This is a genomic window from Legionella cincinnatiensis (assembly GCF_900452415.1).
In the GTDB taxonomy this organism is placed as follows: Bacteria; Pseudomonadota; Gammaproteobacteria; order Legionellales; family Legionellaceae; genus Legionella; species Legionella cincinnatiensis.
On sequence record NZ_UGNX01000001.1, the window covers coordinates 1,916,925 to 1,932,729 of the forward strand.

The window sequence follows — 15,805 nt, forward strand, 5'->3', positions numbered from 1 at the left end:
GAAAATATTACATTATTTGAATCTTTTATATCACACATAAAAATTATCGATTGGATTATTATTGGGTTAATTGATTAAATTATGGATAAATACTGTGGTTAGGAGAAAAGTGATGACAAAACCAAAGAAAATTGTTGTATTCGATATTGATGGACCAATAAATCACCATTGTGGTGGTGGCGACAATGGCGAGCACTGCAATGAGTATAATTTTTTGCCAGGAAAAGATAGAAAACAACACTTTCCTAATAGTAGCGATCAAACAGATTTTTTTGTAAGCAACCTCTCTTATTTAAAATTAACATTGGAAATTTTATCTAAAAATGGGATTCAACCAGTGATTGGCTCCCAGAGAATTCACATGTTAGATGAACGTTATAAACCGGTTAAAGAAGCCATGTATAATGGACTTAATCATTTTTTCGGAAAAAACCGATCTTATCTCAAAGAGGATATTGCTAAAGAAATAGGTGGAGAACTTGTTGGCTTAGATTCTAACAGCTCAAAGAATGAGATATTGGAAAAATATAAGAATAAATATGAATTAAAACCCCAAGATGTTATTTTAATTGATGATAATAGAGGGTATGAAAAACCGGCTAAAGCGAGTCAGTATAAATTTGTTTTTGCACCAAGAAGAGCTCAAATTAACTCTGTAGAGGATAATGCATATCTTTATGAAACACTTTTTATGACGATACCTGCAAAAGATATTTATAACAGTGTAGAAAAGTCGAGTGCAAGCAATAAAGAAAAATGTGATTTTAAAAAGCAATTATTAACGCACCAATTATTTCACCTCTCCAAGGTTACGAAGGATCAGTTAGAATTATTAAAAGAAAAAGAGTTGCCTTCAAACTCAATTGATATGAAACCAAAAGATACTGCTGCAAGACAAACCTTACAGGTTCTTCAACATCTTATTGTGGATAATAAGTGGGAGCTTGGCTATTTTGGCGGAGTAAGAATCCGTGATGAAAACACAGGTGCTCGTAATATTATACCTAAAGGAATGTATGAAATTTTAAAAGAAATTGAAAAAGCTCAAAAAGGACATACAACTTGGAGCAATGCATTAACTGTAGTACAGAATAAAATTGCTGCATCAGCAGATAGAAAAGATCATGGTTTCTTTAATAAAAGAGGAGAAACAACGCAAGCCTTTTATGACAAAACCAGACAGATGCTTCAAGAATTACGTGATCAAGAATCCAAAGAAAAGGTACCTGAACTTTCAAGTCCTGTTTCGTAATTTTAAATAGGGACTTTTTAGTTTTTAAAGGGTTAATACTTACTAGAGTTGGCAGAGCCTTAGGGCTCTGAACGAGCTAAAGTGCTGTATTGAGGATATGGCAATACGAAAGTTATCATTAATGGTTATAAGGATAATAAACCAGGAACTCCATTTTCATCCTTATGAAGTACTCAAAGGGAATGATTTTTTTATTACAGGCAGCGCTGTAGTAACGTCAGGCTCTCAAATCAGCTGTTACTTTTTCAATTAGAGCATTATCGATCGCTTCATTGTGTTAATCAGTTAAGAGATGCTTTTAAACAATACTCCCTCGACTTTTTGACTAATGGTGCCTTAGATAGATATACAACTAAAGATGCCGGTAGATTACGAGGTAATGTTGCTGATCTTTATAAAGAAATAAAAGAAAATCTTGATGAACTTGCCAAAAATCAATGTTTAATAAATAAGTATGTAGAAAAAATAAACAGTGAAATTGACTCAGCCGTAGGGTGCTTTGAACACAAAAATCATCTTAGTTTTACATTACCAACGGGTGGTGAAACAAAAACTCAGAAAATACGTAAAATTACGCAACTAGGTCTAGGAATCGGTAGTATAACTAGTGGTGTGCTTGCTGTTGGTGCTGTAATTATAACGCCTATATTTCCTCCTGCAGCAGCTGGCGCTATTGTTTTTGGTGCTAGCGCTGCCGTTTGTGGTCTTGCAGGCTCAACCATTTCTATTTGTAACAGTGCAGAAAATTATTTGAAATATAAAATACCGCCCAATAGTCGGGAAAAAATAGTAATGACACTATTAGCTACTTCAGTCCTAGCGGGTGGGTATAATGCTGTGTTAAGTTCTTCTTTACCTATTGTTAATTCGCTTATTTCTGGCACAAACAATGCTGCAAAAATAACTTATGGAACCGGTGTAATTGGAAAAACACTGCATCATATTCCTGATCAAAAAAAGCTAAAGAATGAAATAAAAGCAAACACACCGGAACAAAGTCCTTCCAACTCAAACATGCCTAATCCCTCACACAACAGATAATAAAAATATTCAGCCTCTATTCATTCAATGAATAAAGGCGAACATTCAATAAAAAAACTATTGAGGCTTAGAATAAGTGTCATCGTTAGGTGATGGAACATAGGAATCTGTAATTGATTTAAATATGTCTAATCGATGAGATTTACTTTTATTGGTTAGCAGAGAAAAGTTGAGCAAAGAATCAATCGTATGGGTATCCTTAACTTCCGCACTCGTTAATATTTTGTTTACATCTTGCACTAACATCTTAAATCCAGGAGAAGTATCCATATGATTTAATTTGTTACACGCATCAATAAAAGCTTGAGCAGTTTTTAATGTGCTGTATTTTTTTAGAATTATCCTTAATTGATCAAAGTTAATATCAACTTTGTGATTTAAACTTGCAAAAGTATCCCTTTCTAATTGATTGAGAAACTTAATCCATGATTTTTTTTCTCCACCTATATCTAAAAATTTTGCAATTTTATCTAAAGTGGGAATAAAATCTGAGCTCCAAATGCCCAGATCGTTACTTGATTTAATATAAAGGAGAGTGAGTCCGAAAAGATGTCTTGAAAATTCAGTTAATGTGACAGAATTAGGTTCCTTATCCCCAAATTTTGAAAATGCTTTGTCAATAAGTCCTAAGAAAAACTCCATTTCAGGTTTTGCTTCCACCTTATTAATGCATAAAAAGAGTTCGTTTAAAAATAATTCCCCATCTTTTCTTTTTTTAATTGGCAGTTTATCCAATAAATTATGCATTATTTCTAAATACCACATACTTAGCTCATGTAATCTAAAAGAGCATATAATAACAAAAATACATTAAGTGATTATTAATAAATCACTATAGGGTAAAGAAATTTATCTTTTATTTTAATAACTCAAGTTGAAGATACTCAATTCGTCCGTATGGACGAATTGTAAACACGTTCTCCTAGACCTAGAAGTAAATATTTTAATGTGTTTTACTTTGCACAAGCATTTTATTCGTTAAAGCAATTGCTAAAGCAGAAATGAGGAGAGTTAAATGAATAATGACTTGCCACATTACCGAAAAATTGCTGAGTTTGTTGGGATCAATAAATGTTCTTAATAAATGAATGGATGAAATGCCAATTAATGAAAGAGCTAGCTTTATTTTCATAGCACCTGCATCGAGATGATCAAGCCATTCGGGCTGATCGGGATGTGAGTCTAATGCGAGGTGAGAGACAAAAGTTTCATATCCTCCCATGACAACCATAATCAGGAGATTAGCGATCATGACAACATCAATAAGATCCAGTACCCCTAACATGATGAGAGTATCATCAAAACTGTTAAGATGAGTTATTAAATGAAACAATTCATACACAAAACGATAAACATATACAGCCAAGATTAAAATAAGACCTAAATATAATGGAAGTTGTAACCATCTTCCCATAAAAATAAACTGACTAATGCCTCTTTTTAAATTACTCATATGATACACCTTTTACTCATTAAAAAATTTTGTTATCGAACTGCATTTAATATGTTGATGCTCTAATTTATCAAGCAGGGAATTTAAAATATTTTTTGCCTTAGGTCGATTAAAAACTTTTAAAATTATTATTCTAATAAAAAGCAGAATTGATTACGGTACTATTCTTTTTAGGACGATTGTACCCCCGCAACGCGGGGATGGCTATGTGCTTCTAAAGAGGTTTTCACAGAAGATGAACATTATTTTATAAATCCAAAAAGTTAAGGTGTCTTATTGTGAGTTTGTTCCTGCTGCATTTCATTTTGTACTGGTTTTATTGTTGGTCGTTGAAACAAAGACAATGAATGGAGCGGTTCCTCAATCTCTACTTCATCGTTATTTTTCTTAGAAGAGTTTTTCTCATTTTCATCGACTAATTTTTCGTACAATATCGCATGGGAAGCTGGAACCTCTTTTTTAACAATATGGGTTTCCTCTTTGGGAGTAATGATCCAACGAAAGAAAGGAAGTTGGCTAAGAAAGTTGGCAAAAGAAAGCTGTCCTGCCCACCAAGCACGAAGATTGGGAAATAAAATTCCTTCACCTCGCCATGCAGCACGAATGTCTGCAAGAAATCCAACGAGCAGACTTGGATTTTTTACAATTTGTACACTACCAGCAGCAGTAGGATCATAATGTTCTTGCAGTCGTACTTTTTGAATATCTTCAACGATTACAGAATCTTGTTTGATTTGTTTTAATTCACTTAACCATCGTTTTAACAGTTTGGGCGTTTTGATGTTGTGGATAGGAGTACTTTGCTCTATATCCTTCTGATCTTGGGGCAATTGCTCTGTAAATTCACGCCAAAGTTCTTGCGCTTTTAGATTATGTTGTTTCAGTTGCTCATGGATGATGTCGATATTTGGGTTTTTTTGTTCTAATTGAGCTTCAATTACTTGAAGAGTTAGGTCTTTACTGTGATTGTATTTTTCTAAAAACTCGCTCCAAGCTATTGTTAAATCATTATCTTCAGTTTGAAGTGCTGCATAACGATCTGAAAAATACGATAAGTAATTATCATAAGCACGATGGAACAAGCGGCGAAGCTCTTTCGTATGGGTTGCAAAAATTTGCAGTTTTCTAATAAAGTCCTCGGGATTAAGATAGAAATCAGTATTAACTTGGTTGATACCAAAATCCTTTTTAAGTTCATTGAGATTCAAAACCATTTGTGTCTCACCAATCGCACCATATCGTCCAGAGCGGCCAATAATTTGACCATAACTTCTTTCTCCATGAGGAAGATAAGTCAGTAAGACTTTAAGCCCTGCCTTATGAGCTTTCTCTTTGAGTTCAATATCAACACCTCTTCCTTCCATCTCAGTGGTAATAGTGACTTGGCCTGGTTTTCCAGCTTCATTTTTAATATAGTTTGCTTCAGAAATGGATTCATCATAATCGATTCCCGCATGAATACGAGTCAGTTTGGGCAAACCCTCTTGATTTCGTTTTGATTTTAAACGCTCCTCTAATTTATCATGAAGTATTTTAGATTCATTGTCGTTTTTACAAATCAAAAGAATTGGTTGATGTTTCGCTCTCGACTCCAAGATATGATCGACTAACGCATCTAATTGTTTTGTTTCATTTTGAGTAATGCGAGTAGGGCGATCAAAACGGCGTATTCCTTTATGTCTTGGTACAAAGATAAATTGCGTTCCAAATTCAGATTGAGCTTCTCTTTGTTCCATCTGTGAGCCTATAGTCCCAGTTACTGCATGTAAGCTGCCTTGATTATAGGCTTTAAGTAGGGTATTAGAAGAACTACTAAAGGTAATTTTTCTTATAGGATCAATGTTAAAAACACGTTTCTTATTTTTACATTGCTCAAGTGCTTCTTTTAGATATGGATTTTCTATATTAGGGTTTTGTGCTTTTATGAGACGATTGAGTTCGGCATGTAAGCATTGATGCACTCCATCACCAAAATTAGAGTTCTTACTAATACGTGAACCGATGAGACACATCGCAGCAGCTACTTTTTTATCACCAAGCGGAGTCGGCGTGGTGGCATCAGCTACAACTGTATAATCAACATTATATTCCAGATGACGAGCTGTATAGGCTGCATCTTGCCATTTTTCTAGTTGTGAGACAGGTATTGATTTAATAATTTGGAATAACCCGGGGTTTCTTGTCTCAATAAAAGTGAGTAGTTGTTCATTGCAACGTTGTTTGTTTTCTAAGTATGTTTTTTCAGTATCACTTTGCGCAAAAAAATCCATCAGTAATGGGAAAAGTGCTAGCAAATCGATATTTTGCTTAGGGATTGTCGAAGAGTAGTTATATTTTAAATTTGCAACATCAAAATAAGTGACATCGGCTTCATCCAGTAATAAGGCTCGTTTTTCAGGATCTTTATTAAGTACTTGATCCGATTTATTTTGGCTGAATGCTTTATTACGAAACAGGCATAGATTTTCAGGATCAGAGAAATTAATTCCGCCCATTTTATAATCTTCAATTTTAGATGAAGAGGTAATGAAATTAACTTCAGCGCCCAGAGAGTTAAAGAAAGGCAATGAGTCAAGGTAATCACGTTCTGCAAGAGCTAAGTTGCTGGTCAAAAAATCTACAGTTTTGCCTTTAAGGAATTGACAGGCATTTAGAATCATCATGATTCGTGTTTTTCCTTCCCCAGTTCCTATTTCAGCAGTAACTTTATTACCTGTTTCCAAGAGGGAAAGGATGGCTATAATTTGAGTGGTATTTAGCTCATAGGAGCGTCCAGGTACTTGGCTTTTACCCACAAATTCTGGAAGACGACCTTTACATCGATGTAATAACTCTGCTGTGAGCATAACCATTTTAATATGATTTGCAGGTGGTCTTTCTTTAAATAATTTAAGTTGGTCCAATATTTGTTGGGTAGATAAGTCTCTTACTCGTTCTTGTTCATTTTTAATTTCATCAAGATAGTCTTGAGTGAATATTTTTTGGACTTCAGGCATCTGTTTCAGCGTTTTTTTCGCAGCATCGAGCTTGAATCCATTTTCTTTTTCACGTCCGTCATGGGTGCTTGTGGCACAAGGGTGTTTGTCGAAGTATTGGTATCGTTCTTCAACTTTTCTTTCAGATATTTCTGTTCCAGATCGTACTGTTTTAGTCCAGTCTATAAAGGTGGATAAGGAAGGAAATGGGGCATGTTGATAGTACTTGTGAAGAAATTGAGTGATTGAATCATTTTCTTTATTTTCATGAATAAATTTAAGAAAAGTGTGGACATCTGCTTTGCTGCATTTCACTCCATTATTCATTTGGGTGATTACAGCATTAATGTAATCTTTTTGCAGATGTTGAGATAATTCATTGTATTCTTTGGAGTTAAACAATTCGATTAAATCTTTTACACCGCGATCAGGAAGACCTCCTGAATAGTGGTACATGAGACTTAACACCAGATTTTGATGATCAAGAGCAACTAACTTATCAATAAGTTGACATATATCGTTATGATTTTTGCTCACATTATCTGGCGAACCCTTAAGAGCCATGCTAATAAAGTGATTCGTACGAGTGGAAATATTGCTGTATTTTTGAATTAATTCTCTTTTTTTCGCGTGGAGATGAAGGACAACATTTTGGAAACTGTGATTTTCTTTATTCTTGATTGTTTGGAGATCTTTGTATGTATTTGATTCCTTTTCTACTAATTCTGGAGTGAGGCCAAGTGATTCCAAGCTATCTAGTTCTTCTCCAGTTACCTCATCAGTAGGGGGGGTCTTCCAGAAATAGCTTAAAACATTTTGGATGAGGTTTTTATTTTGTTGTTGGGTAGAGCGCTCCTCTACTGCTTTGATGATTTCAGTAATGCGGGTGCTAATTGCTTGGCAGTCTTTAAAATATTCGTTGTCATTTACTGAAAGCATTAAAATTGCATCAATATCTTGTTTAATTTTCTTTAGTTTATCGACTGATTTAATACCAGAGTTAGGATTGTCTATTAAATCGGAAATAGAGTCCCTTAATTCGTTTAATTCTTGCGGATAATCCATTGCTTCAGGGACTTTTGCTTTCGTATGATATTCATGGAGTGAGCCAGGCATGCTCAGGCAGACTAGTTCGGCTGAAAAATTAAATGCTTCCTTACGTGTGATTTGTTTTTTTAAGAGTTTGGGGTAAAGAACATCCAGTAAGTAGCTGCATTTTGCAAGGGAATTGGTTATATCCCCTTTATTTGATCGGTGCTCTTGAATGAGATTCATATACTGTTCAAACTCATCAAAGGAGTTGTTTTTTGTAATGCTATCAATAAGAGCCTTAAATTGTGTCAGATAACTAGGCGGGCCAGGATGATGGTTGCGTGACAACAGTCCATTAGTTTTAAATGCTTCTTGACAGAACTCAAAGAATCGTATTTTTTGAGCGGGAGTTAAAATTTTTGTGAGACTTACTAAGCTTCTTACAAGAGCCTCATGTTGATCTTTTTCTTCCTCATTATCAAAGTTACTGACCATCTGTTCAATTAGCGAGCATGTCTCTTTTTGAGTACACTCAAGCTCTCTGAACAGTGTACTAAAATTAACTGCGTCTTTAAGATCAAGCAACATTGTTCCACTAAAGTGGTTGCCATAGTGTTCATGCATCCATTCCCGAATCTCTTTTTTAGTTGTTGGTTTGGAACGGCAAATCAGAATCATTAAATCATCTTGGATTTTATTGAGTACTGTGTAGTTCAGCTTATTAGGATGGTTTCTGTTTTGGATTAATTGTAATAAGGATAAGCCATAGGGTAATAAGTTTTGAATTTTTTCTTGGTACTGAGCATTGTTTGGATTAGTGAGTCTTCTTTTATAGGGCTCAATGATTTCATTGACTAATCGCGTTTTATTTTCATATTCTAAATGAAAGGAAGTAAGTAGAGGTAATAATACTTCTTTTGGATTTAATTCCGGAGGATTCGCTGTATTGACGTTTGCATCGGTCAATGCTTCACAGGCGCTAATGAATTGTTCTAGAAGAGTGATATCCTGCGGTTCAGGAAAGTATTGGCCATCCTTATTTGCTTTGATGGTTTCTGTTTTAATCAGACGAATTGCATGCATCATGCTCTCAGGATAATCTTTATAGAGTGAGGCTGCCTTATCCATTTTTTTCATCATGTCTTTTTGGACCGCTTGTAACTCTAAGAGACTAAGTTTGGGATCGAGAAATTTATATTCAGAAAGTTTCAATAATTTGTTTAAATAACTCATGGGTGGAGTAACAGGCATGTCCATAATAGGTTTTAATGTTTGAATACGTACGGCTGGAGTTCCTCCTTGCGCATCGATGCCTTTTGAGAATAATGCTCGTCCCACGGTACTACGATTCGCTTTAAGTCGCTCTAGAGAATCGAGTTTTATCATTCTTGTCTGAAAGCTTTCCCATTCTTCAAGTACGGCTTTGGCGTCAAAACCTGTTTTCGCATTTGTGCTTGTTGATTTGGCTAAAATATAAAGCATACGTATTTTAGCTTCATTATTGATTTCTTGATTTGAAAACAATTCATCAATAATTTTTCTATACTGATCCAAAGGTAAATGTTGCTCTTGGGTAGCAAGATAACGATAAAAAGCAGGTTTAACCAGTTCTGGATTGCTGTTTTTATCTTGTACTAAGAGCCTTTTTACCCATTCAAGCTCTCCTCTTTCTCCCAAGTTAGTTTCCACTTGCATTTCTGGAATAATAAAATGGAAATTATTAGGATTGGGAATGATGATGTTATTGATACACTGCCATTGAAAGGCTTGATCGTGGGGATGACATTTATTTAAAAGATCTATAAGGGCAGTGAGTGTAGGTAAGAGCTCTTTTTCATCTTTAATCGTTTTTATTTCGTGAAAACTTAAGCCCATGTGTTCGATGGTGTTCACTGCGTCAGTAAATTGTTTAAATAAACCAGGTAAGTCACTATAACCAATTTTACGGCCATGATTTTGGATTAGAGCCATCCACCAACTTCGATGTTCTTTACTGAGGTTGGCAATTTTAGAAAGTGTCTCTTGGAATTCTTTATTGTCAATAAAAGGTAAAAAAGTTGGCATGTATTTAAATAAAGAGGCATACGTATCTATGAATGCAGGTCCTTTGTAAGGATCTTGATTGTACTCATCCCATATTTTAAATAACTGGCTTAGTCCAGGTGCTCCATATTGCCCATAAACATCGAGAAGTGCATTATATTGTTCTTTGTCAAATTTGAGTTTTGTACTCCATGTTGTAAGATTTTGTACTAATTCCCTATTATTTTTTAGGAGTCCAGGTAATGGGTGGTTCTCTTTATTAAATTGAAGACCTAGATCCTTTTTAAAGGTTTCTGCTTCTTTTCTGTTCGTTAATTCGTTCCATTTGGACAGATTTGCCCTCTGAGTTGGTAGTGACAAAATGTCAGTGACTATCTTAGTGGCAATTGGTGAACGATCCAATTTAGGTAAATCATTCGTGGGTATTACGGTTGATGGATTTTCTACCTCAGTCACAGATATTGGTTGAATTTCTGTACTTACCTCTTCATGTAGAGTAATTTCAATTCGAGGTATAATTTTTCCTTTAGGAAGTATTCTCCCCTCTGATTTTTTTGACGTAGACTGTGCTGATTGTGGAAGGCTATTTTCTAACTTTTGTTGATTCTTTTCTAAACGATGATTGGAAATAAGATTGTCCAATTCAATTTGAATTTGGGTGTTTTCCAAATGTTCTGGAAGATTAATATTCAGTGTAATTTGTTGGTGTGTTTTTAGAAAATCAAGTATTTTTTGTGCCTGAAGAGCAGTCATTTCGCTGCCCTGAATTATTAAACTTTTGACAGGGCTATCAATGAGATTTGTTAATGCCTGAGTGATTTGAATATCAATATCAGACGCAGGCACTATGTTTAAATCGAGCAAAGCGTCATCGTTTTGATATTTAAGAATTTCATGATCTCGCCTCTCAAGCATACATCCTCCTATTAAAATAGGTACTGGTCGATACATAGGCATTATAGTTTTTATTTATTAACAAAGTCTTAACATCTTTCAATTTAACAAACAAAAATTTTGCAATATAATTAGGAAATTGATCAGTGACTATGTCATTATCTAAAATAAGGTAAGTAGTTTCAGAGGAAGTTGGGCTAAATTCCCTATCTAGCTCTGCCTTTTTTTTATGGTATATCTGATATGCTTTCATGGGGACTCCACAGGAATAAAAAAATCTTTAATTGTTCATTGATTACAAAATGACATCATTAATACATTGGTTATACATTGGTTGTAGGTTTGATCCCTCCACGTCCTATCAATAAAATCATGCGAGCCCTTCAAGTCCTATTATGTGGCTCCTAATCTACCTAGTTAAGCTAAAGAGCAAAGGTTCCTTGCTTTTGATCATTGTTATCAGTTTCAGCACAGGCTGATTCCGTATTACTGTCTTCTCTCAAACTTGAAGTGCTTGTAAAAAAAGCGGGTGAAAAGTTAGAGTTTCTTGTAGTACCTGCAATGGCTCTCTCTGAAAAGACTTCTCGCTCTTCTTTAGATGCATGCTCTGTCTGTTTCTGTTGTTCTGGATTTTGAACCAATTGCATAGCTTCCATAAATTTAAAAAGACAAAGCTCTAATTTGCTCCGATAGCCCTTGCAATGTGTAGGATATTCAACGATGGGGGTTTGAGTTAACGGGCATTTATTCAGTAATCTATCATTATGAAAAATACCATCCGCATCATAAACTTGACCCGTTTCTGTTAGGTAATAGGGCTCTAGAAATAACTCCTGTGTGACAGGACAGAAAAGATTATCTCGTAGGTTGCATTTCTCCAACCATTCAGCAAATTGCTCTTTTAATTGTGTAACTTCCTGAAGGTGATCTCCATTCTTAAAAGGTTTAGGTTGGCGAAAATGTTGAATCAACTCCTCTGACGTTATATTGGGTAGACTATATTCTTTTAAAAAATCTAGAGCGTTATTAGGTTCATTTTCATCTGCTTTGGGATCTTTTAGTCCAGCTAAAATAGAATTTAATATTAGTTCAACATTATTTAATGCTTCGAGGGGGTTACCATAAAGGAACGCTCTTCCAGCTCCAACTTTCATATATACCTGATGAATGTCACAATAGCCTGAATACTCAGGTGTTGTAGAAGCTTGTTTTGCTGTAGGGATAAGAATGTTTGTTTTTTCTAGTTTTAGGATAGTAAATATTTGCTTAAGAAGTTCATCGCACTTTTCTTTAATGTTTTCTTTCATTAACTGTTGATAGCTATCAGGTCTTGAGTAATTGTCAAGCTCGTCTCCAGTCACTTCTTTCCAATTCTCACCCACAAAAGCAAATCGCACGTGCTTGATTTGTCCTCCTTTCTTATAGGTGACACTAATCATTCCCAATTTTCTACTTTCGCGAATTAGCCAATATCCTTCGGGTTTATTTCCCAACATGTTTTCGAATGTGAGAAGAATATTTTCTGCATCTGCAATAGGTGTAATTTGTCTTTTAAAAATAAGAATTTGCCCTTTATCTTCCTGTTTAAAAATTTTTTTGGCCTTTTTTTTAGAAATTTCCCAACCTAAAGAAGGATCGTCATCGTCCTCTTTAGACATTAATTTTTTTGCCGCAATTGCATCAAGTTCAGCATCTGAAAATGAAGAATCTACTGAATTTCCTAATTCATTATTTTGCGCCATTTGTTGTCTTAAGGATTCACGAATTTCTTCTTGGCTTTGCATTCAATATCTCCTAAAGTTTTATGAAATAAAAATAAACTTTATGATAATAAATTATTATTAAGTGAACTTTAGATTGTATATGGATAGATATACCCAATTTGATTTAACCCATATTTTTTCGAGGCCTTAATCACTTCTGCCATATTTTTAAGTTAAATAAAATCAAATGGTTATGAGAAAATCTGGAGGGCTCATTCTAACTTTAAATGCGACAATCATTTATATACTTTTGCTTGAGGGAGATTCTCGCTCCACTCCCTCCTAAATTTCTACTCTCATCTATAAATACCCCTTATGGGGTTAAACTAGGTACTTAGCAGTGGAAGAACGTTTTTTGCTCTGATTTTGTTAGTACAAATAATTGAACAGAAAAACATCTTTTGCCAAATCGGTTCCTGATACAGTAACATTGCTCTTGGACTCCTCTTTGGGCTCATAGAGTAGACTGTTTAAAAGAGGGGTATGAGTCCATATTATTGCCTAATTTTGAATTAATAGAATTAACATATTTTAAAATGTTGGAGATTTATTCCATGACTTTTATTGAAAAATGCCAACAGTTACATTTAACTAAAGATAGTCATTTTCACCAACTTGCTCAAGCTGCGATTGAAAGCTACTATTTAATTCCATATCCGGGAAAAACAGATATAAGACCTCAGGTCAATAGACCACGCCATGGCGGTTTACATGTCAGTAGTGCTGCACTTAACTTAGAAATGTTCCTTGAATTGTATCAGAAATATGCTCCTGACTATTTAAATGTGTTAAAAACACAAGATGGTTCTTCTTTGAATCCAGAAACGATTAAATTACTCAAACTAGCAGCCATTTATCATGATTCTGCAAATATCAATGAAATTGAAGCTGATGAGAAAGCTCATGCAGAACATTTTAAACGTGATATGTTATTGCTAGGATTTCCACCAGATGCTGTAGAACCTATCGCGTTAGCAATAGAAAAAAAAGATGGTGAGGCTGGTAAAAATAAGAAATCTTTGAAGACTAAAGAAACAAAAAATATTTATCAAAAGTTAATCCATGATGCTGATTGTCTTGACATTATTCGTGTTGTAGCAGAAAGGGGTTTTGATAAAGAGTATCTTGATATTTTTAATGACTTACAACAATTTCCTTATTTTTTAAAGGAACTCGATGAAATCATTGAAAATCACTTAGAAACACTGAGTATTTTTGAAGGTGATGGTAAGGTCGGTAATCTTCACAGTGAATGTGAATATTCCTCAAATTGTTATTTAAGTGCGCTTGAAGCAGAAAAGAATATGTTATTGCAAACAATTTTGTTTGCTTGTTTACGTGAAGGAAAAAATGTTACTTTTTCTGATATTGATATTTCTTCTCTGTCATTGTTGGATCTTTATAATCGTAAAAACAGCCCCAAAGTACGCAGCATTATTGCTGAAATCAATCCTTTGCCTCTTCTAAAAGGTATATCTGAACAACAGTTAGCTATGAAGCTCTATCAAACGGATGGTTGCTATGTGCGTGCGTTAAAAGGCACTGCATTGGATGATGAATTAAAAGTATTAAAAGAAAACAAACGCGTATTGGATAAGAGCGGTATCCATTCTACTTGCGAATTAAAACAATTTTTTGACCAACAATATGAAAATGACAAGGTTTGGGCACCAAAAGGATTTAAATGGCGTCCATGTTCTTTTCTGATGAAAGAAGCAGCTACAGAGCTTCATGGAAGTGATTTGCTGGTTATTATTAATCCGCATCATCAAGGGACTTTGGTCCCCTATTTGTATAAAAGAAATGTCGTGAGTAATAGCGTAGCTGATGGAACATTTCAATATGATTCTAAAGTTGGCTTTAATAAGAACAAGAAAGATCTTCTGGGTATTCGAGAAAAAATGATTGAGATGGAGAAGCGCAGAAAAGGAGTTTCTTCAGATCTTATTCCCGATACGGGCCTCCATTATTGGGGGAAACCAGTCCTTGGTCACAATGAAGTATTAGGTACCTATGAAGAAGAAGGTATTGTAGGTATTATTGTTGGTAATACAGAAAAATCGGCAAAAGATGCTTTATTATTACAATCAAAATTAGGGTATCCTCTTCGAGAGTTTTATAGATACTCACCGGAAAAAGGGCTAAGTTTTGTGAGTAAAACAGAAATTCTCGCGCAAGCCCGTCTTACAGCGGATGGGGTTTATCTCTCAGAAATTGAGAGTTGGATTAACAAACTTGGGTTGCCTCCTAATACCCTTTCAATCCAAACGATACTCTATGAAGAACATATCCAGCAATGGAATAATCTTCCTATGCCTGTAGTTGATTTCATTATACGCTGCAATTATACAGGACTTGATCAAATAACAACCAAAAAAATACAATTTATATTAAATAACTTACTAAAATTGAAACCAGAAAGTTTGGATTATGCTGATTTAATTATGGATGTAATTGTCAGCAATTCTGACAAGGGCACAAAGATACTTATTCATTCGTTTGATGAGGGTTATCGGTATAGAGATAAATTTATCAAAGCAATAGTTGATGATTTAGAGAAAATCATCTCCGATTCAATCCAATTGGAAGATATTATTTTGGGGAATCAATTAGTGGATGAATTGAAAACTAACACCATAAAAAATATAAAATTAGCCAACCTAGCTCCTTACCAATATACTTTTGCTCATCCAATCAATGCTCAGATCCAATGTTTTGCTTGGGTTAAGAACGGACGATCAGAAATTGAGTTTTTGTTAGACAATAATAAAAAGATTACCCGGCCGATAGATTTTTTACCCGCCATTAATAAGCAATATTTTCAAGAAAGAATTGATTCGCTTAATCTTGCAGTAAACCATGAATCAATTAGGAGTGCATTAAAAAAAATTGGCATTGAGAGACTTCATTTTAGTCTATCTCCATATGGAGGCAAGGAAAAATTAACTTTAAAATTTACGCCTAATGATCCTCATGGACATAATATAGCGATGAATGGCATAAAAAAAATTTTAGCAATAACTGATATAACAAAATACAGAGTCATCAATAAAAATGAAATAGTTACTACTTTTACACCTAAAAATATTCAAAAACTATTTGAATATTTTAATGAAAACAAGGTTCAGTTTTCTTCTCCTAAGATGTATGAAAAACACGGGTTCTTTTTTACCAATGAAAGCAAAAAGAAAGAAAGTTCTTTTTCTTGCTTTAAACAGTTATTCCCCTCTTATTTTTAAAACCATTAGGTAAGCTCCCTAAAGTTTTTTGTAGAGGGTAATTGATTAGTTGTGACTTGGTAACAGCGGCTGCTATCCCAATAAAAACAATGAAACATCACCTTCCGTTCTCA

8 protein-coding genes are annotated in these 15,805 nt (G+C 34.5%); 3 read left to right on the forward strand and 5 right to left on the reverse strand.

Features of this window, described 5'->3' with window-relative positions:
• Positions 1 to 214: 214 nt before the first annotated feature.
• The gene (locus DYH34_RS08575) at positions 215 to 1,252 is read left to right on the forward strand and encodes a hypothetical protein (RefSeq protein WP_131775155.1); all 1,038 of its coding nucleotides are present in this window, start codon (positions 215 to 217) and stop codon (positions 1,250 to 1,252) included.
• 321 nt (positions 1,253 to 1,573) lie between these two features.
• Entirely contained in the window at positions 1,574 to 2,293 is a 720-nt protein-coding gene (locus DYH34_RS08580; RefSeq protein WP_238589415.1) for a hypothetical protein, read from the forward strand.
• 57 nt (positions 2,294 to 2,350) lie between these two features.
• Here DYH34_RS08580 and DYH34_RS08585 read toward each other — a convergent pair whose 3' ends face one another.
• The 5 genes from DYH34_RS08585 to DYH34_RS08605 all read right to left on the reverse strand — a co-directional run bounded on the left by DYH34_RS08585 (position 2,351) and on the right by DYH34_RS08605 (position 12,474).
• Positions 2,351 to 3,058: a hypothetical protein gene (locus DYH34_RS08585; protein ID WP_058463489.1), complete on the reverse strand. Its 708-nt coding sequence runs from the start codon at positions 3,056 to 3,058 to the stop codon at positions 2,351 to 2,353.
• A gap of 178 nt (positions 3,059 to 3,236) precedes the next feature.
• Complete coding sequence (locus tag DYH34_RS08590) at positions 3,237 to 3,746, reverse strand: TIGR00645 family protein (RefSeq protein WP_058463488.1); 510 nt, start codon at positions 3,744 to 3,746, stop codon at positions 3,237 to 3,239.
• A gap of 263 nt (positions 3,747 to 4,009) precedes the next feature.
• Positions 4,010 to 10,711, reverse strand: a complete 6,702-nt coding sequence (locus DYH34_RS08595) for a preprotein translocase subunit SecA (protein ID WP_058463487.1) — start codon at positions 10,709 to 10,711, stop codon at positions 4,010 to 4,012.
• Positions 10,704 to 10,943 (reverse strand): hypothetical protein, encoded by a 240-nt coding sequence (locus tag DYH34_RS08600; RefSeq protein WP_058463486.1) that lies wholly within the window; start codon positions 10,941 to 10,943, stop codon positions 10,704 to 10,706. Before DYH34_RS08600 ends, DYH34_RS08595 begins: the two co-directional genes overlap by 8 nt.
• Before the next feature lie 169 nt (positions 10,944 to 11,112).
• The gene (locus DYH34_RS08605; protein ID WP_058463485.1) at positions 11,113 to 12,474 is read right to left on the reverse strand and encodes an SH2 domain-containing protein; all 1,362 of its coding nucleotides are present in this window, start codon (positions 12,472 to 12,474) and stop codon (positions 11,113 to 11,115) included.
• A 533-nt stretch (positions 12,475 to 13,007) separates the two neighbouring features.
• On the opposite strand from DYH34_RS08605, the gene DYH34_RS08610 reads away from it, so the two are divergent.
• Complete coding sequence (locus DYH34_RS08610) at positions 13,008 to 15,692, forward strand: hypothetical protein (protein WP_058463484.1); 2,685 nt, start codon at positions 13,008 to 13,010, stop codon at positions 15,690 to 15,692.
• Positions 15,693 to 15,805: the final 113 nt, after the last annotated feature.

Bases quoted from the DNA above. Each gene is read 5' to 3' on its own strand.
- DYH34_RS08585 (WP_058463489.1), bottom strand. From the start codon at position 3,058: ATGTGGTATTTAGAAATAATGCATAATTTATTGGATAAACTGCCAATT.
- DYH34_RS08590 (WP_058463488.1), bottom strand. From the start codon at position 3,746: ATGAGTAATTTAAAAAGAGGCATTAGTCAGTTTATTTTTATGGGAAGA.
- DYH34_RS08595 (WP_058463487.1), bottom strand. From the start codon at position 10,711: ATGCTTGAGAGGCGAGATCATGAAATTCTTAAATATCAAAACGATGAC.
- DYH34_RS08600 (WP_058463486.1), bottom strand. From the start codon at position 10,943: ATGAAAGCATATCAGATATACCATAAAAAAAAGGCAGAGCTAGATAGG.
- DYH34_RS08605 (WP_058463485.1), bottom strand. From the start codon at position 12,474: ATGCAAAGCCAAGAAGAAATTCGTGAATCCTTAAGACAACAAATGGCG.
- DYH34_RS08610 (WP_058463484.1), top strand. From the start codon at position 13,008: ATGACTTTTATTGAAAAATGCCAACAGTTACATTTAACTAAAGATAGT.